This window comes from Exiguobacterium sp. ZWU0009 (assembly GCF_000798935.2).
GTDB lineage: Bacteria > Bacillota > Bacilli > Exiguobacteriales > Exiguobacteriaceae > Exiguobacterium_A > Exiguobacterium_A acetylicum.
Genome location: NZ_CP018057.1, coordinates 2,159,027 through 2,176,073 on the forward strand (window position 1 = coordinate 2,159,027; position 17,047 = coordinate 2,176,073).

The window sequence follows — 17,047 nt, forward strand, 5'->3', positions numbered from 1 at the left end:
TATTATAAGGTAGAGATCGGAACGTTGAAATCAAGCTTCAAGACGTACCATCTCTTGACGATATTTTTCGAGGCGCTCTTTACTTGCGCCAACAGCTTCTGCGTCACTTGCCACCATCGCATCGTGTAATGTAGCAAGCTCATAATCGATTTCGAGACGCAATACAGGAATGCGTTTTTCTGCATCTTTTCTCTTGTATGCTTCTATCACTTGTTTCACAGTAACCACACTCCTTCGCGGGATAAACAGAGGTTTAATTTGTCAGACAATTGCGACTTATTAGTGGATTGAATCTATAATAGTACGATTCAACTTAGATGTAAAGCATCTAATTTTAAAAAATACAGTTTCACATATTTGTAAGGTCAACGTCTTGTATGTAGTATATAGCCGCTTCCTTTCCACTTTAAACAAATGTTGATCATTTCCCGCACATTTCCAGTCGGATTAAAAGATAAGACTCCCACGCGTTCGCACAGGAGTCTTATCTTCATGGTCTAATTATTTCTTCATGCGAACGATTGATTCTTCTTGACGTTTCGCCTGCTGCATCGTCCGATAACTCGAGCAACCTGTCTCTTCCGCATAAAACTGATCCCATTGCTTCTCCTCGGATTTCGAGGTGACGATCTGTTTGAATTCACGATATGCTTCGAGCAACCGCTGTCGTTCAACGCCTGATTCATACGCTTGTTCGACTAAATTAAAGAAGTCGATGACTTTCACGATTTCTTCAGTCGACCAATCGGAATTGAGCGGATAATTCAATGCCATCATTCCCACTTCCTTTCTGCACTTTTCTATTTTACACGGAAAAGAAGCATAAAACAGTTGCAACCGTCCGAAAACTTGTTATAGTTAGCTTGTTTGATTGTATTTTTATTCGGTTTTAAGGGGGGAAATCTGGTGCAAACAAAAAGCTTAACACAGCTCGATACACCTTTATTCGATGCGCTACTCGCGCATGCGAAACGTCAACCAATTCAATTTCATATTCCCGGTCATAAAAATGGTCAAGGAATGGATCCAGCCTTTCGATCGTTCATCGGTCAGAATGCGCTCGATATCGATTTAATCAATATCGCTCCCCTTGATGATCTTCATCATCCAAAGGCAATCATTAAGGAAGCTCATCAATTGGCCGCTCAAGCCTTCCACGCCGACGAAACGTTCTTTTCCGTACAAGGAACTTCAACGGCAATCATGGCAATGATCATGAGTGTCGTCGGACCTGATGATAAAATTCTCGTTCCTCGGAACGTGCATAAATCGGTGATGTCAGCTATCGTTCTTTCTGGTGCGCATCCGATTTTCATTCACCCTGAATTTGATGAGACATTCGGAATCGCGCACGGCATCACACCAAGCGCGGTAGAACGTGCCCTTGCACTTCATCCCGATACAAAAGCAGTTCTCGTCATCAACCCGACCTATTTCGGCGTTGCTGGCGACTTAGAGAGTATCGTCAAGCTTTCCCATAGTAAAGGTATTCCGGTACTCGTCGACGAAGCACACGGCGTTCATATCGCATTCCACGAAGATATGCCATTGTCTGCGATGCAAGCAGGAGCTGATCTTGCCGCAACCAGCGTGCATAAGCTCGGTGGGTCACTCACTGGAAGCTCTGTCCTGAACGTTCGTCGCGGACTTGTTTCTCCAGATAAAGTTCAAGCGGTGCTCTCGATGTTGACGACGACATCGACATCCTACCTATTGCTCGCATCTCTTGACTGTGCACGACGTCATCTTGCGATCAATGGTGAAGCGATGAATCGTCGGGCACTTGAACTTGCGACACGGATGCGTTTTGGATTAGCGAAGCTTCCTTATCTCGCTGTTTTCGGCGAATCCGATCTTCATTCGAGTGCGACGTTTGCCTTTGATCCTACGAAAGTGCTCGTTTCCGTTAAAGGACTTGGTATTTCCGGTCACCTTGTTGAAGAGTTTTTACGTGAAGAACATCGGATTGAAGTTGAACTTTCAGATTTGAACAACATCCTCGTCATCATTACGTCTGGTGACTCGGAAGAGACGATTGATGCCTTTCTCCATGCGATGTCATTGCTGGTTGCACGTTATCAAAATAATGGCGCTGAAACGACTGATCATTCGATTGTTCTTCCAGACATCCCAGCACTCGCTCTCAGTCCTCGTGATGCATTCTATGAAGAGACAGAGACGATTCCGTTGATTGATGCGGTCGGGCGGATTTCAGCTGAATTCATGATGGTATATCCACCTGGCATCCCAATCTTCATTCCAGGCGAAATGATTACGGCAGACAATCTTGCCTATATTAAAGAAAACATCGAAGCTGGTCTTCCGGTTCAAGGCCTTGAGGACCATTCACTCGAGACAATCAAAGTCATTCAACAATCGAATGCGATTCGGTAAAAACAAGACAAAGCAGTAATCCTTATTCAATGAGGATTACTGCTTTTTTAGTCATTTCATTCTGCGTACTCATCATTTGGTGAACAAGGAATGAATGCTGCGAGTGCTTCACCAATTACTTCGACATCCTCTCGTTCAATCGCAAATGTACGAACTAAGACATCTCCATTCAACACATCCTGTTGATCGAGTAACGCTGACTGACCACCGGTTAAACTGACGACGAGTACTTTCCCGAAGAATTGTCCTGTACAGACGACAGCAAAATCATAGCGGGCGAGTGCAGTCGTCCAGCCGACAAAACGAACCTTATCCATCTCTGATACGTAATACAGCTCCTCCAAGGTAGTCACGGATTCCATGTGCGTCCACCCTCTCCAATTTTTACTTTTCCTTTTCCTTTTTTGAATCAAGCCCAAACAAAAAACACCTCATTCACGGTCGGCTCCCCGCGAATGAGGTGTTTCAATATTATTTAATGATGTGGATTGGGCTGCCGATTGCAACTTCAGCAGTTTCCATTGCGATTTCACCAAGTGATGGGTGCGCGTGGATTGTGAGTGCTATATCTTCAGCTGTCATACCAGACTCGATTGCGAGTCCCATTTCAGCGATCATATCAGAAGCGCCTGTACCAGCGATTTGCGCGCCGATCAAGAGACCATCTGATTTACGAGTGATCATTTTCAAGAAGCCGTCTGGCTCGTTGAGTGCAAGTGCACGACCATTCGCAGCGTAAGGGAATTTAGACGCGATGTAGTCGAGTCCTTCTTCTTTTGCTTGTGCTTCCGTGTAACCGACTGTAGCGAGTTCTGGGTCTGTGAAGACGACCGCTGGAATCGCGCTGTAGTCGAGGTATGCAGGGTGTCCTGCAGCTGCTTCAGCAGCGATTTTAGCTTCGAATGAAGCTTTGTGTGCAAGTGGTGGTCCGGGAACGATATCACCGATTGCGTAGATGTTTTCGTTTGAAGTACGGCACTGATCGTCGATTTCGACAAGACCACGGTCGCTGACTTTAACTTCTGCCATTTCAAGACCAAGATCACCAGTGTTCGGACGGCGACCAACAGTAACGAGGACGTAGTCCGCTTCAACTGTTTGTGCTTCACCGTTGACTTCGAATGTTACTTTAACGCCATCTTCCGACTCTTCCACACTTTGAGCAAGTGCTTCATTGTGGATTGTGATGTTACCTTTTTGTTTGAGCTTTTTCTTAACGACTTGCGTCATAGCAGGCTCGAAACCAGAAAGGATGTCTTTTGTTCCTTCAAGAATGACGACTTCTGTATCGAAGTTCGCATACGCTGTACCAAGCTCCATCCCGATGTATCCGCCACCGATGACGATGAGTTTTTTCGGGATTTCAGGAAGGTTCAATGCGCCTGTTGAAGAAAGAACGCGTTTTGACCATTTGAAAGCTGGAAGTTCGATTGGAGTCGAACCTGTCGCGATGATACATTTCTTGAATTTGTAAGGAGTCGAAGAATCTTCGTTGATGATACGAACTGTATCTTCTGATTGGAAGTAAGCTTCCCCAACGACAGTCTCAACTTTGTTCCCTTTAAGAAGACCACTAACGCCGCCAGTCAATTTGTTGACGACAGATTGTTTCCAAGATTGAACTTTCGAGAAATCGACAGTTGCATTCTCAGAAGTGATCCCCATATCGCTTGAACCTTTAGCATGCTGGAAGTTGTGTCCTGCAGTGATCAAGGCTTTTGACGGGATACATCCAACGTTTAAGCAGACACCGCCGACGTTTTCACGTTCAACGATTGTTACTTTCATACCGAGTTGCGCGCCGCGGATTGCAGCAACGTAACCACCAGGGCCAGCCCCGATTACGAGTAAATCTGTTTCTTGTGCGAATTCACCTACTACCATTGCTTATCCCTCCATGATGAGAAGTTGTGGGTCGTTCAATAGACGTTTAACTAAGTTAAGCGCGTTTTGTGCAGTTGCACCATCGATGAGACGGTGGTCGAAGCTGAATGAAAGTGCAAGAACTGGTGCAGCAACGATTTCGCCGTTTTTAACGACCGCTTTTTCAGCGATACGACCGATACCGAGGATTGCAACTTCTGGGTGGTTGATGACTGGTGTGAACCACTGACCGCCAGCAGAACCAATGTTAGTGATCGTGATTGATCCACCTTTCATCTCGTCGCCAGAAAGTTTTCCTTCGCGTGCTTTACCAGCAAGGTCATTGATGTCGTCAGCGAGTGAGAAGATCGATTTACGATCTGCATCTTTAACGACTGGTACGACAAGACCGTTGTCTGTATCTGCAGCGATACCGATGTTGAAGTAGTTTTTATAGACGATTTCTTCGTTTACATCGTCGATTGATGCGTTGATTGCTGGGTATTTCTTAGCAGCAGCAGTCAATGCTTTTACGACGAACGGAAGGTAAGTCAATTTCGTACCTTGAGCAGCCGCAACTTCTTTGAAGTTTTTACGGAGTGCTACGAGGTTCGTAACATCAACTTCGTCCATGAGTGTTACGTGTGGAGCTGTATGTTTCGAGTTAACCATTGCTTTCGAAATCGCTTTACGGATTCCTTTGATTTTCTCGCGTGTTTCAAGTTCAGGTTGAGCAGCAACGTAAGGCTTAACTTCTGTTTTTGGTGCAGAAGCAGCTGCAGCTGGTGCTTTTTCTTCTGTTGCTGGTGCTTCAGAAGTTTGTCCACCGTTTGCGAATACATCGATGTCTTCTTTAACAACACGACCGTTGTCGCCAGAACCTTGGACTTCACGGATGTCGACACCTTTTTCACGTGCATATTTACGGACAGATGGCATCGCGATGACGCGTTCTGATTTATGGATTTGAACATCGTTTGGTTTGTCTTCCACTTTTTGATCCGTATCTTGAACGTCTTTCGCGTTGTCTTCAGCTTTTGGTTGCTCTGCTTCTTCAGAAGGAGCAGAACCTTCGCCTTCGACTTCGAATGTGATGAGGACGTCGCCAACGACAGCTACGACACCTTCGTCAACTTTTACTTCTTTAACAGTACCATCAACTGGTGATGGGATTTCAACGACTGCTTTATCGTTTTGTACTTCAAGAAGAACGTCGTCTTCCTTGACAGTGTCGCCCGCTTTTACGAACCACTTTACGATTTCACCTTCATGAATACCCTCACCGATATCCGGCAATTTGAATTCAAATAAACCCATTTGAATATGCCTCCTTTTAGTTCACTCTTCTAGTCGATTGTTATCTGTAAAAACGGAAGGAAGGAGAGAATGGAACCCTCTCCTTATTTTCCGAAATGCTCTTAGAAATTGTAGACAGTTTTGACTTTCTCAACGATATCTTTGTGGTCTGGGATCCAGACGTCTTCACCTTGTGCGAATGGGAAGATTGTATCTGGAGCAGCAACACGAAGGATCGGTGCTTCAAGGTCAAGGATTGCACGTTCTTGGATTTCAGTAGCAACCATTGCAGCGATACCCGCTTGTTTTTGTGCTTCTTGAACGACGACGACACGGTTTGTTTTCTTGACAGAAGCAAGAATCGTATCGATATCAATCGGGCTGATCGTCATCAAGTCGATGATTTCGACGCTGATGTTTTCTTTTTCGAGCTCTTCAGCTGCTTTAAGTGAAGCGTGTACCATCGCACCGTAAGTGACGATTGTTACATCTGTACCTTCACGTTTTACATCAGCTTTTCCGAGTTCGATCGTGTAATCGCCCTCTGGCACTTCACCGCGGAATGAACGGTAGAGTTTCATGTGCTCGAGGAATACGACTGGGTCATTGTCGCGGATTGACGCGATCAAGAGACCTTTTGCATCGTATGGTGTTGAAGGAATGACAACTTTAAGTCCTGGTGACTGAGCCATGAGTCCTTCGAGGTTATCTGCGTGAAGTTCCGGTGTTTTAACACCGCCACCGAATGGTGAACGGATTGTTACAGGTGCACTGTACGTACCACCTGAACGGTAACGGAGACGCGCAAGTTGTGCTGCGACTGAATCGAATACTTCGAATACGAATCCGAAGAATTGGATTTCCATGATTGGACGGAATCCTGTCAGACTGAATCCGACAGCAAGACCACCAATACCTGATTCCGCAAGTGGTGTATCGAAGACGCGGTCTTCGCCGAGCTCATCTTGAAGACCTTCTGTCGCACGGAATACCCCACCGTTTTTACCGACGTCTTCACCGAACAAGAGAACTTGTTCGTCGCGTTTCATCTCGACGCGCATTGCGTCAGTGATCGCTTGGATCATCGTCATTTGTGCCATGGGTTATTTCGACTCCTTTGCTGTATACTCATCAAGCTGCTCTTGCAGGTTTTGTGGAAGCTTTTCAGCCATCACGTTGATGAAATCTGTAACTTTTTGTTTTGGTTCTTTGTCAGCTTGTGCAAGTGCTTCCTTAACGTCAGCTTTTGCTTGCTCGATGACTTCGTTCTCTTTATCTTCGTTCCAAAGACCTTTTGCTTCCATGAAAGCACGGAAACGGACGAGTGGATCTTGTGCTTGGTACTCATCATCCATGTCTTTTGTACGGTAACGTGTTGGATCATCACCAGCGAGTGTGTGTGGTCCGTAACGGTAAGTCAATGTTTCGATCAATGTCGGAACACCGTTAAGTGCTTCAACACGAGCTTGTTTCGTAGCTGCGTATACAGCGAGAACGTCCATACCGTCGACTTGGATACCATTGATCCCAGCAGCGACAGCTTTTTGAGCGATTGTTTTCGCCATAGATTGTTTTTCGACAGGTGTCGAGATTGCGAAACGGTTGTTTTGAACGACGAAGATTGCAGGTGCTTTGAAAGCTCCAGCGAAGTTCATACCTTCATAGAAGTCCCCTTGTGAAGAACCACCATCACCTGTGTAAGTGATTGCGACTTGTTCTTTACCGCTTTTCTTAAGACCGAGAGCAACACCAGCCGCTTGAACGATCTGCGCACCGATGATGATTTGTGGCATTAAGACGTTAACACCTTCAGGAATCTTACCACCTGTGATGTGACCGCGTGAGAACAAGAATGCTTTGTAAAGTGGGAAGCCATGGAAGACCATTTGTGGAATATCACGGTATCCAGGAAGAATCCAGTCATCTTTATCCAAAGCGAATTGTGTACCGATCATTGACGCTTCTTGTCCAGCTACTGGTGCGTAGAACCCAAGACGTCCTTGACGGTTAAGTGAGATTGCACGTTGGTCCCAGATACGTGTGTATACGAGACGGCGCATTAATTCCGTAAGCTCTTCATCCGAGAGGTCTGGCATAGCGTCTTTATTGACGACTTCACCTTTCTCGTCAAGAATGCGGAACGTTTCAAAGTTTTCTTCCACGTTTTTAAACATGTTTACGTTCATCTTTTCACCTCATCCTTTCACTGCGTTCAGCGAAATATTCCTCTGACTGATTTGCTCACATGACAATAGTGTCCAAAAAACGAAGTCCCGTGTGACTATCCTTTGAACATGTGTCTGTGTACCTATTCAGTTGAGTAAACTGTATTATCATGAATCGACACGTAATAGTGTCTTGTTCATTACGTTACAAGTATAAATCTGTAACACCTTAAAATCAAAGGAAATGTTTTATTTTTTTCACGTTTCATATTGTGAATTCAATCACAAAACTAGAATATTCCATCTTCTGTATCATTCGATATTTTCCTACTGTGTTAGTTGTCATCATTCCCCACTTTCCTATGCTATACTTTTTGTAGACGAAAGGAGTGTTGTTCATGATCACCATGAATGAAATCGTACGCGAAGACGTTCCTGCTCTTCACGAACGGTCAGTAGAAGTGACCTTCCCTCTCAGCGATGAGGATAAGGAAACGATGCGACTCATGCGCGAGTTCCTCGCCAACAGTCAAGATGATGAAATTGCGAAGAAATACGACTTACGAAGCGGTATTGGACTTGCAGCACCACAGATCGGTGTCAACAAGCGCATGTTCGCGATCCGCTTACCGGATGGTGACGATTTATTGGAATTTGGTATCTATAATCCAAAAATCATCAGTCATTCCGTCGAGCAGACGTATTTAACTGGCGGTGAAGGATGTTTGTCCGTCGACCGTGAAGTCGAAGGACATGTACCGCGCTATATGCGTATTACCCTAACTGGCATCGATCATAACGGAAATCCTGTAAAATTACGTTTAAAAGGGATGAAAGCAATCGTCTGCCAACATGAATACGACCATCTAGATGGCGTCATGTTTTACGATCGGATTGATAAAAAAGAACCGTTCAAGGAATACGGTCCTGCTACGTAATACAAAAATCCTCGTTTCCGTTTTCGGAGACGAGGATTTTTTGAATCAGACTTCCATGATGATCGGCATGACCATCGGATGACGTTGTGTTTTTTCTGTTAAATACGGTGTGAGCGTATCATTGATGACTTGTTTGATATCCGTCCATTTCGTATTCCGGTTCGCAAGCGATTGATCAAGTGAACGCTTGAGTAGACGTTCAGCATCTTTAATCAAATTACCCGACTCACGCATGTAGACGAAACCACGTGAGATGATGTCCGGTCCTGAGACGAGACGATTCGTCTTCGAGTCGAGCGTCACGACGACGACGACGAGTCCCTCTTCCGAGAGGATACGACGATCGCGTAAGACGATGTTTCCGATGTCTCCGATCCCTTTTCCGTCGACATATACCGCATTCGCTTGAATCTTCCCGGTGATAGCGGCTGCATTCGCATCTAATGCGAGTACTTCACCGTTATCCATGACGAAACAGTTTTCTTCCGGTACACCAGCATCCATCGCAAGCGACATATGCTTCTTCAGCATCCGATATTCACCGTGAATCGGCATGAAGTACTTTGGATTCAATAGACGTAACATGAGCAGTTGCTCTTGTTGACTACCGTGACCCGATGTATGAATATCATTTAGTTTACCGTACATAACATCCGCTCCAGCTTTATACAGCTGGTTGATCGTCTTCCCGACAGAAACGACATTCCCTGGAATCGGTGACGAAGAGAAGATGACGAGATCATCTGGAATGATTGAGATTTGACGGTGTGTTCCGTTTGCGATGCGGCTAAGTGCAGCCATCGGTTCACCTTGCGAACCGGTACAAAGGATCGTCAATTCATTTGACTTGTAGCGTTTCATCTCATTCGGCTCGATGATTGTGCCCTTCGGCGCTTTAATGAAATCAAGTTCTTGACCAATCATCATGACCTTGTCCATACTACGTCCGAAAACGACGATTTTCCGTCCTGCTTCAACAGAAGCATTGACGACTTGTTGCAGACGATAGATGTTCGACGCAAACGTCGCAAAGATGATCCGTCCTTCCGCTTTACGGAAGATGTCTGAGATCGTTTCCCCAACGACACGTTCACTCATCGTAAACCCTTCCACTTCTGCGTTCGTTGAATCCGATAGAAGACACAAAACGCCTTCCTTACCGAGTTCAGCCATTTTCGCTAGATCAGCTGGTTCTCCGACTGGTGTGAAATCGAACTTAAAGTCCCCTGTATGCACGATGTTCCCTTGTGGTGTTTTGACGACGACGCCGAACGAGTTTGGAATCGAGTGTGTCGTACGGAAGAACGAGATGCTTGTCTTCCGGAACTTGATGATCGAATCTTCATCGATTTCATGCAGTTCCGCGTTGCGAAGCAACCCGTGCTCTTCAAGTTTCACCTTGATGAGACCCATCGCAATCTTTCCTGCGTAAATCGGTAAGTTTACTTGTTTAAGCAAGAAAGGCAGACCGCCAATGTGATCTTCATGACCGTGTGTGATGAAGACGCCTTTGACCTTGTCCTTGTTCTTGATCAAGTACGTGTAATCTGGAATGACATAGTCGATTCCGAGTAATTCATCTTCTGGGAACATGACACCCGCGTCGATGACGATGATTTCATCTTGGAATTGAACAACATACGTGTTCTTTCCGATTTCCCCGAGTCCACCGAGTGCGAAAACGGCGGCCTGATGGTTTTTAACGAACTTCATTCGAACGTCGCAACCTTGAAATCAGGATGTTGTTGTTCGTATGTCAAAAATTCTCCACTGACTTCGCGGATGAACTCGATGTTGATTTCTTTGAGGTGGTCAATCGTTGATCGCACGTCACGAATGCTTTCCCCTTCTACATACATTGTTTCTGTCCGTTCACGAACAGGTGCTTCCGAACGAAGCGGTTGGTAAAATACTTTAAAAATCATGCCTAGCAACTCCTTATCAGTACATTGTTTTTTGTCCTTAGTACAGTATACACGATACATGGACTATTTTTCATCCTTATTCGGCATGTTCCCTTCCGGCAACACGCTTTTGGTTATGCTATACTTTCACATGAACAGGTCATTTCGACCAATTAAAAAGAGAAGGTGAAACCATGGCAAATCAGAAAGTCGTCTTTTTCGATATCGACGGAACCTTATTGCATGATGGTCATTTTGTTCCGGAATCAACAAAACAGGCAATTCGTAAGCTTCAAGAAAATGGTGTTTATGTAGCGCTCGCAACTGGACGCGGACCTGCGATGTTGTCTGGAATCCGTGAACTACTCAACATCGATACGATTATCGGCTATAACGGGCAAATCGTCGTTCATCAAAATGAAATCATCTACAAACGTCCACAACCGAAGACGGATTTAACTCATTTAACGCAGCAAGCGAAAGAAAACGGGCATACACTCGTTTATCTTGGTGAAACAAAAGGCTTCACGACGAAATCAAATGACACGCATGTCGTAGATTCGCTCGGCGATCTCGACATGCCATTACCGATTCACGATGAAGAAGCTTTCTTATCGCATGATGTTTTCCAAACGCTCGTTTACTGTACGGCCGAAGAAGAAGCGGATTATGTTAAACGGTATGACGCATTCGATTTCATTCGTTGGCACCCACACGCAATGGATGTCATCAATGTCGGTTCTTCGAAAGCAGAAGGGATCAAACAATTCCTGAAATTGACGAACATTCGCCGCGAAGATACCTTTGCATTCGGTGATGCTTTAAACGATCTAGAGATGCTCCGCTACGTTGGAACCGGTATTGCGATGGGCAACGGACTTCCAGAAACGAAAGCTGCTGCTGATTACGTCACGAAACCGATTCTCGAAGACGGGATCGCACACGGATTAAAAGAGTTCCAACTGATTTAATAAGTAGATGTAAAGCTGAGGCATGCCTCAGCTTTTTTTAATTCTTCACTTTATGAATCGCGCGCTCTAGACGGTCGAGATCCTCATTTTCACCAATGACGACGAGATAATCTCCTTTTTCGATCATTTCATCAGCTTGTAAAGAAATCAGAACGTTTTCTCCACGTTTAATGGCGACGACGTTCGCCCCGTATTTGCTCCGTAGATCAAGATCAATCAATGTTTGTTTCGCCATCCGGTCACTGACTTTAATTTCAACGATCGAAAATTCTTGAGATAAGTCGAGATAGTCAAGAATATTTGAACTCATTAAACCGTTCGCAATTCGGACGCCCATATCCCGTTCTGGGTGAACGATGAAATCTGCTCCGATTTTTCGTAATACTTTTTCGTGGTAATCGTTCGTCGCTTTAACGGTGATCGATTGTACCCCGAGCTCTTTTAAAATCAATGTCGTCAAGATGGATGCTTGAATATTTTCCCCGATGGCAACGATGACATGATCGAAGTTTCGGATTCCTAGACTTTTTAAGACATTCTCATCCGTCGTGTCCGCGATGACGGAATGCGTCGCAATTCCCATGAATTCATTGACGCGCTCCTCGTCGGAGTCAATCGCTAAAACATCATAACCATTTTTTGATAGTTCTCGGACGATCGAGCCACCAAAGCGCCCTAGTCCAATTACTGCAAACTCTCCATTCATTTTCACAACTCTCCTTCACAATCGCTCTTCCTTAGTAGTGTACCCGATTCATTTTAAAAATACTATAAACGCCCCTGCGATTCGCAGAGGCGTTTATTCATCCATTATTTTGAGGATTTCCCACGTACATAATCGTTATCGAACAAGAAGAGTCGTAAAATCAAGTACAACGCCGGAATCAAGAGTAAGAGTCCGAAGATGAAGACAACGACGAGTGCGGAAGCCATTGTTTCGTTAACGACCGCTTTGTTGATATCGATATATGGATACAAGATATATGGTAAGTGCGTATAACCGTAACCAAACCATGCCACTCCATACTGTAACATGACCGCGACGAAGGCAATTCCGTAATTCTTCTTCATGTAGACGAGTGTTACCGCAACGAGGAAGAAGATGAAACTAGCAGCGAACCACCACCAGTTCCCGTTTAAGATGTTCTCATAGTGCCATGCCGCTTGATTTTTCAATCCAAAGAAGACGAGTGCACAGACAAGAATCGTCGGACCACTCCAGAAGAGTGCCCATTTACGAATTAGCGGAGTAGCCCCTTCATCCTTCGCTTTATCTGCGTAGAACAAAAGGAACATCGCACTGATATAGAGGACGGATACGATAGCGAGTGCTACGACCGACCAAGAGTAAAAGTTCGTAAATAATTTTGTTCCTAAAAACTCGACTGTTTCATTCGTTTTACGAATAAAACCACCTTGACTGATCGTCAATGTCGTTGACATCGCCGCCGGAATCAATAGACCAGTTGCTCCATATAAGAACGTATAGAACATGCTGTCGTTTGATCCATAATTGGCAAATGCATAGAAGCTACCGCGAATTGCAATCAATACAAGAACGATTGAGGCTGGCACAAGCAGTGCCGTACCGAAATAATAAGCGGTATCCGGGAAGAACCCGACTAGTCCGACGAAGAAGAATACGAAGAAGACGTTCGTTACCTCCCACACTGGTGAGAGATAACGAAGAATCAATCGATTCGTTAAATGATCCCGCTTCGTATATTTTGAATAAAAGGCATAAAATCCAGCACCGAAGTCAATTGAGGCAACGATGAGATATCCGTACAGGAAAGTCCAAAGGACCGTAATTCCTAGTGTTTGAACGTCCAAATCGTTCCCTCCTTACTTGTTATCATCCACGAACATAGCTTCCCCACGCGCGTGGTGGTTTTCAGCAAGTTCTTGAAGTTCTTTACCAACCGGGTTTTTCTTGAACATCCGTAATAATACGACTGTACAAATCGTACCAAGCATCAAGTACAAGGCACTGAATAGAATCAACATCGGACCAACAGCAGTTGACGTCGTCGCCGCATCTGCAGTCCGCATGATGCCGTAAAGTGTCCAAGGTTGGCGACCAATTTCAGCGTACATCCAACCTGCTTCAATTGAAATCATCGCTAGAGGTCCACCGATGAAGACACCTCTTAAAATCCATTTATTATACGGATTCAATTTTTTCAAACGGAATGCCAAGATGAACAACGCAGAGATGGCAGCCAAATACATACCAATCGAGACCATGATATCGAAGAAATAGTGAACGATCAGCGGTGCTTGATCTTCTTTAGCAAACTCATTTAGACCAATAACTTCTGTATCTGGAGCTCCACCTGCAAGAATTGAAAGTGCATATGGGATTTTGACGGCTCCCTTAATTTCATAACTGCCGTCTTCTTGCTGATCAAGTATCCCACCAAAGATCAACTCGGCTTCACTTGTCGTTTCAAAATGCCATTCAGCAGCTGCAAGTTTTTCTGGCTGGTATTTTGCCAAGTATTTCCCTGAGAAATCTCCGACAAGTGCCGTCGAGAAGGCAAAAATCAAACCGGCCATGACAGTGAGACGAAGAGCTTTTTTATGATAAGCCGTCTCCGCTGCTGAGAGTGTTTTTTTGCGGAGTAAGTGGAACGCCGCGATTGCCGCCAAGATGAATGCGACTGTTAAATAAGCCGATACGATGACGTGTGTTGCTTTTGTAGGTGTTGCTGTATTGAACATTGCTTTTAATGGTTCGATTTGCGTTAGCGTTCCGTTGACGATCTTAAACCCTTCTGGTGAGTTCATGAAAGAGTTGACCGTCGTAATGAAGAATGCTGATGCTGTCGCACCAATGACGACCGGAATCCCGATCAACCAGTGTAACCATGGGTTTTTGAACCGATCCCACGTGTACAGATAAATACCGAGGAAAATCGCTTCAAAGAAGAATGCGAATGTTTCCATGAATAGCGGTAATGCGATCGTTTGACCAGCCACTTGCATGAGTGACGGCCAAAGTAGTGATAATTGCAATCCAATTGCCGTCCCTGTCACGACACCGACTGCGACGGTAACGACGTATCCACGCGTCCACCGTCTTGCTAATAAAATATAATCCGGATCTTTGCGTTTCAGACCGATGAATTCAGCTGCGAGTACCATGAGCGGTACCCCGACGCCAATCGTCGCGAATATAATGTGAAACGCTAATGTGAGCCCTGTCAACAATCGACTGAGCAATACGGGATCATTGAACATGTATATAGCCCCCTCTTCCTAAAACATACTTCTCTATATGGTCTATAACCGTATCATAGAGAACATAACCCTTTATGTCTGTTTATAATGTTTGATGTAACAAATTGTTCACATGTGCACGTGATTTTTTTCACAAAATGTTCGAAAACTCCTATTCTTACATATATAAAAAGCTTTCCCATTCTTGATTTCGAAAGGGAAAGCAGTATGTCCTTCATTATTTCATAAAACTTTTTAAACATATTCTCGGAAATAATGGTCGAGTAAATCAATCACAAATGGAATTGCGGATTCATCTGGATTCAAAGTTGGTTGATGAAGTCCAGATGTCGGATTATCGACTCCGAGCCAAAACATCATTCCTGGAATTTCCTTCAACATGAATCCAAAGTCTTCTCCTGTCATTGCTGCATCACATTCGATGTAGTTCGCATTCATCTTGACGAATGATGAGAATTTATCAACGATGTGTCGGTCATTGACGACCTCGTAATAACGATTTCCGAATTGTAGATCAATCTTGACGCCGAACGAAGCTTCGATTCCCCGGATGATGTCACGAACGCGTCGTTCCAGTTTTTCCATGTCTTCTCCATTGAGTGCGCGCATCGTTCCGTCAAGAACAGCTCTACCGGCGATGACGTTTTCCCGAATCCCAGCATCGACCTTTCCGATCGTGATGACGCTACAGTTCATCGGATTGATGGATCGGCTGACGATTGTTTGCAATTGCATGATCAAGGCTGCTTGCGCAACGACTGTATCAATCGTCAAATGAGGAAATGCCGCGTGACCACTTTGACCATAGATCGTGATATGGACTTCTCGAGCACTCGCGAACAAGACGCCAGGACGGCTCGCAATCGTACCGACTGGATATTCCGGTGCGACATGAAGACCATACATCTCACTTGGACGATATTTTTCAAACAACGGACTTTTAATCATCGGTTCTGCCCCGCCCGGACCTTCTTCCGCTGGTTGGAATAAAAAGACGACATCATCCATGACCGGCAATTCAATGATTCGTTTCATTAATCCTAACGCAATCGACGTGTGCATATCGTGACCACAGGCATGCATGAAGCCTGGATGTTCCGAGCAAAATGGAAGACCTGTCGCTTCTTCGATCGGTAACCCATCAATGTCTGCCCGGTACCCAATCGTCCGATTCCCAGTCAATCCTTTCACTCGAACGAAAACACCCGTTTCAAACGTGTCATACGTGACACGATCTGGTGGATAAGCACGAATTTGTTCCAATATAAAAGCTTGCGTCTTAAATTCCTTGAACCCTGGTTCTGGTATTTTATGAAGCGCGCGCCGCATTTCAATGGCGTATTCCATCTGACTGACTTCCTCCTTCTTCTTTTACGATGTCCCAAAATGCTTGAACTTGTTTCAGCTCAAGCATCGATTCCGTAGACAAGATCCATGTATCTCGCTTTAATATCTTTCCGGACGATGTTTTTAACGGAAGCTGCATGACTTCATTTGATTGCTGGATCGTCGACTCGGGTAAAATCGCAAATCCAATTCCATGTAGAGCCATCTGCTTGCATGTCTCGATTTGATCGACGACCAGCGTCCGAGAGGGGGGGCTTGCGAACCGATCTTGCCACCACTCTAAAATTTCTTGGTAGTATGTCGAATCACTCTTGAACTGGATGAACGGTCGATCCGTCACGCGCAATTGTTCAATCGACGTCAGCTCACTATCGACTAAATAGAGCGGATCCGAGAAAAGACGTTCTTTGACACCTTTCCAGTCCGGGTTTCCACGAATGATCCCGATATGAAAATGTTCCTCTAACATATGACGCATCATCTCACTCGACCAACCCGTGACAAGCTGGACACGGACATGCGGATAACGCTCAACGAATCGTTTTAAGACACGCGGGAGCCAGTATTGCCCCATGATGGAAGCGACGGCAATCCGAAGCGTCCCATAAACGGCACCTTCTTCTGCTGTCAATTCACTTTTTAACTCGAGTTCCTTCCGATTCATCTCTTTTGCGAGACCGATTACTTTTTCTCCTTGTGGTGTGATGCTTAACCCACGCGATGAACGAATGAATAATTTTGTTCCCCAGCGTCTTTCAATCGCAACGAGACGTTGACTAAGTGCAGGTTGCGAGACGAATAATCGTTCAGCAGCGCGCCTCATATTCAATTCTTCCGATAAGGTGATCAACATTTCCATTTCCGACACTTGCAATGTGAGATTCGACTCCTCATGATATAAGATGGCATTAGTTTAACACGTTAGA

General features: G+C 45.0%; 17 protein-coding genes. 3 read left to right on the forward strand and 14 right to left on the reverse strand.

Annotation, left to right across the window (positions count from 1 at the left end):
* Nucleotides 1–30 precede the first annotated feature (30 nt).
* Together L985_RS11400 and L985_RS11405 are read right to left on the reverse strand one after the other, a co-directional pair.
* Entirely contained in the window at nucleotides 31–219 is a 189-nt protein-coding gene (locus L985_RS11400) for a hypothetical protein (protein WP_023468845.1), read from the reverse strand.
* Nucleotides 220–501: 282 nt separating this feature from the next.
* Nucleotides 502–774: a UPF0223 family protein gene (locus tag L985_RS11405; RefSeq protein ID WP_029342174.1), complete on the reverse strand. Its 273-nt coding sequence runs from the start codon at nucleotides 772–774 to the stop codon at nucleotides 502–504.
* Between the two features lie 132 nt (nucleotides 775–906).
* Between L985_RS11405 and L985_RS11410 the strand changes: the two genes are divergently transcribed.
* The gene (locus L985_RS11410; protein WP_023468847.1) at nucleotides 907–2,394 is read left to right on the forward strand and encodes an aminotransferase class I/II-fold pyridoxal phosphate-dependent enzyme; all 1,488 of its coding nucleotides are present in this window, start codon (nucleotides 907–909) and stop codon (nucleotides 2,392–2,394) included.
* Between the two features lie 56 nt (nucleotides 2,395–2,450).
* On the opposite strand, the gene L985_RS11415 is transcribed toward L985_RS11410, so the two are convergent.
* The 5 genes from L985_RS11415 to pdhA all read right to left on the reverse strand — a co-directional run bounded on the left by L985_RS11415 (nucleotide 2,451) and on the right by pdhA (nucleotide 7,739).
* A complete protein-coding gene (locus L985_RS11415) occupies nucleotides 2,451–2,756 on the reverse strand; it encodes an SAV0927 family protein (protein WP_029342175.1) in 306 nt (101 codons plus the stop codon).
* Between the two features lie 109 nt (nucleotides 2,757–2,865).
* Nucleotides 2,866–4,278 carry a dihydrolipoyl dehydrogenase gene (gene lpdA / locus L985_RS11420; protein WP_029342176.1) on the reverse strand — a complete coding sequence of 471 codons (1,413 nt, stop codon included), beginning with the start codon at nucleotides 4,276–4,278 and terminating at the stop codon, nucleotides 2,866–2,868.
* Nucleotides 4,279–4,281: 3 nt separating this feature from the next.
* Nucleotides 4,282–5,574, reverse strand: coding sequence for a dihydrolipoamide acetyltransferase family protein (locus L985_RS11425; protein ID WP_047393705.1), 1,293 nt, complete (start codon nucleotides 5,572–5,574; stop codon nucleotides 4,282–4,284).
* A gap of 101 nt (nucleotides 5,575–5,675) precedes the next feature.
* Nucleotides 5,676–6,653, reverse strand: a complete 978-nt coding sequence (locus L985_RS11430) for an alpha-ketoacid dehydrogenase subunit beta (RefSeq protein ID WP_023468851.1) — start codon at nucleotides 6,651–6,653, stop codon at nucleotides 5,676–5,678.
* A 3-nt stretch (nucleotides 6,654–6,656) separates the two neighbouring features.
* Entirely contained in the window at nucleotides 6,657–7,739 is a 1,083-nt protein-coding gene (gene pdhA / locus L985_RS11435) for a pyruvate dehydrogenase (acetyl-transferring) E1 component subunit alpha (RefSeq protein WP_023468852.1), read from the reverse strand.
* Nucleotides 7,740–8,116: 377 nt separating this feature from the next.
* On the opposite strand from pdhA, the gene def reads away from it, so the two are divergent.
* Complete coding sequence (def, locus tag L985_RS11440; RefSeq protein WP_023468853.1) at nucleotides 8,117–8,656, forward strand: peptide deformylase; 540 nt, start codon at nucleotides 8,117–8,119, stop codon at nucleotides 8,654–8,656.
* A 45-nt stretch (nucleotides 8,657–8,701) separates the two neighbouring features.
* Here def and rnjA read toward each other — a convergent pair whose 3' ends face one another.
* Nucleotides 8,702–10,369, reverse strand: a complete 1,668-nt coding sequence (gene rnjA / locus L985_RS11445) for a ribonuclease J1 (protein WP_035406688.1) — start codon at nucleotides 10,367–10,369, stop codon at nucleotides 8,702–8,704.
* The gene (locus tag L985_RS11450) at nucleotides 10,366–10,581 is read right to left on the reverse strand and encodes a DNA-dependent RNA polymerase subunit epsilon (RefSeq protein WP_029342182.1); all 216 of its coding nucleotides are present in this window, start codon (nucleotides 10,579–10,581) and stop codon (nucleotides 10,366–10,368) included. The genes rnjA and L985_RS11450 overlap by 4 nt, the downstream gene beginning before the upstream one ends.
* A gap of 173 nt (nucleotides 10,582–10,754) precedes the next feature.
* Here L985_RS11450 and L985_RS11455 point away from each other — a divergent pair, with 173 nt between their 5' ends.
* The gene (locus L985_RS11455; protein ID WP_029342183.1) at nucleotides 10,755–11,531 is read left to right on the forward strand and encodes a Cof-type HAD-IIB family hydrolase; all 777 of its coding nucleotides are present in this window, start codon (nucleotides 10,755–10,757) and stop codon (nucleotides 11,529–11,531) included.
* A gap of 37 nt (nucleotides 11,532–11,568) precedes the next feature.
* Here the strand turns inward: L985_RS11455 and L985_RS11460 are convergent, their stop codons facing one another.
* The 5 genes from L985_RS11460 to L985_RS11480 form a co-directional block, all read right to left on the reverse strand.
* Nucleotides 11,569–12,237 carry a potassium channel family protein gene (locus L985_RS11460; protein ID WP_023468857.1) on the reverse strand — a complete coding sequence of 223 codons (669 nt, stop codon included), beginning with the start codon at nucleotides 12,235–12,237 and terminating at the stop codon, nucleotides 11,569–11,571.
* A 104-nt stretch (nucleotides 12,238–12,341) separates the two neighbouring features.
* Nucleotides 12,342–13,364 carry a cytochrome d ubiquinol oxidase subunit II gene (locus L985_RS11465; protein ID WP_023468858.1) on the reverse strand — a complete coding sequence of 341 codons (1,023 nt, stop codon included), beginning with the start codon at nucleotides 13,362–13,364 and terminating at the stop codon, nucleotides 12,342–12,344.
* A gap of 12 nt (nucleotides 13,365–13,376) precedes the next feature.
* A complete protein-coding gene (locus tag L985_RS11470; protein WP_023468859.1) occupies nucleotides 13,377–14,774 on the reverse strand; it encodes a cytochrome ubiquinol oxidase subunit I in 1,398 nt (465 codons plus the stop codon).
* Nucleotides 14,775–15,008: 234 nt separating this feature from the next.
* Nucleotides 15,009–16,121, reverse strand: coding sequence for an N-acetyldiaminopimelate deacetylase (locus L985_RS11475; protein ID WP_023468860.1), 1,113 nt, complete (start codon nucleotides 16,119–16,121; stop codon nucleotides 15,009–15,011).
* Nucleotides 16,105–16,995, reverse strand: coding sequence for a transcriptional regulator CcpC (locus L985_RS11480; protein ID WP_029342184.1), 891 nt, complete (start codon nucleotides 16,993–16,995; stop codon nucleotides 16,105–16,107). Before L985_RS11480 ends, L985_RS11475 begins: the two co-directional genes overlap by 17 nt.
* Nucleotides 16,996–17,047 lie beyond the last annotated feature (52 nt).

What these genes read in the sequence shown, in the direction of transcription:
- L985_RS11450 (WP_029342182.1), bottom strand. Translation starts at nt 10,581, where the DNA reads ATGATTTTTAAAGTATTTTACCAACCGCTTCGTTCGGAAGCACCTGTT.
- L985_RS11475 (WP_023468860.1), bottom strand. Translation starts at nt 16,121, where the DNA reads ATGGAATACGCCATTGAAATGCGGCGCGCGCTTCATAAAATACCAGAA.
- lpdA (WP_029342176.1), bottom strand. Translation starts at nt 4,278, where the DNA reads ATGGTAGTAGGTGAATTCGCACAAGAAACAGATTTACTCGTAATCGGG.
- L985_RS11425 (WP_047393705.1), bottom strand. Translation starts at nt 5,574, where the DNA reads ATGGGTTTATTTGAATTCAAATTGCCGGATATCGGTGAGGGTATTCAT.
- def (WP_023468853.1), top strand. Translation starts at nt 8,117, where the DNA reads ATGATCACCATGAATGAAATCGTACGCGAAGACGTTCCTGCTCTTCAC.
- pdhA (WP_023468852.1), bottom strand. Translation starts at nt 7,739, where the DNA reads ATGAACGTAAACATGTTTAAAAACGTGGAAGAAAACTTTGAAACGTTC.
- L985_RS11430 (WP_023468851.1), bottom strand. Translation starts at nt 6,653, where the DNA reads ATGGCACAAATGACGATGATCCAAGCGATCACTGACGCAATGCGCGTC.
- L985_RS11415 (WP_029342175.1), bottom strand. Translation starts at nt 2,756, where the DNA reads ATGGAATCCGTGACTACCTTGGAGGAGCTGTATTACGTATCAGAGATG.
- L985_RS11405 (WP_029342174.1), bottom strand. Translation starts at nt 774, where the DNA reads ATGGCATTGAATTATCCGCTCAATTCCGATTGGTCGACTGAAGAAATC.
- L985_RS11455 (WP_029342183.1), top strand. Translation starts at nt 10,755, where the DNA reads ATGGCAAATCAGAAAGTCGTCTTTTTCGATATCGACGGAACCTTATTG.
- L985_RS11460 (WP_023468857.1), bottom strand. Translation starts at nt 12,237, where the DNA reads ATGAATGGAGAGTTTGCAGTAATTGGACTAGGGCGCTTTGGTGGCTCG.
- rnjA (WP_035406688.1), bottom strand. Translation starts at nt 10,369, where the DNA reads ATGAAGTTCGTTAAAAACCATCAGGCCGCCGTTTTCGCACTCGGTGGA.
- L985_RS11470 (WP_023468859.1), bottom strand. Translation starts at nt 14,774, where the DNA reads ATGTTCAATGATCCCGTATTGCTCAGTCGATTGTTGACAGGGCTCACA.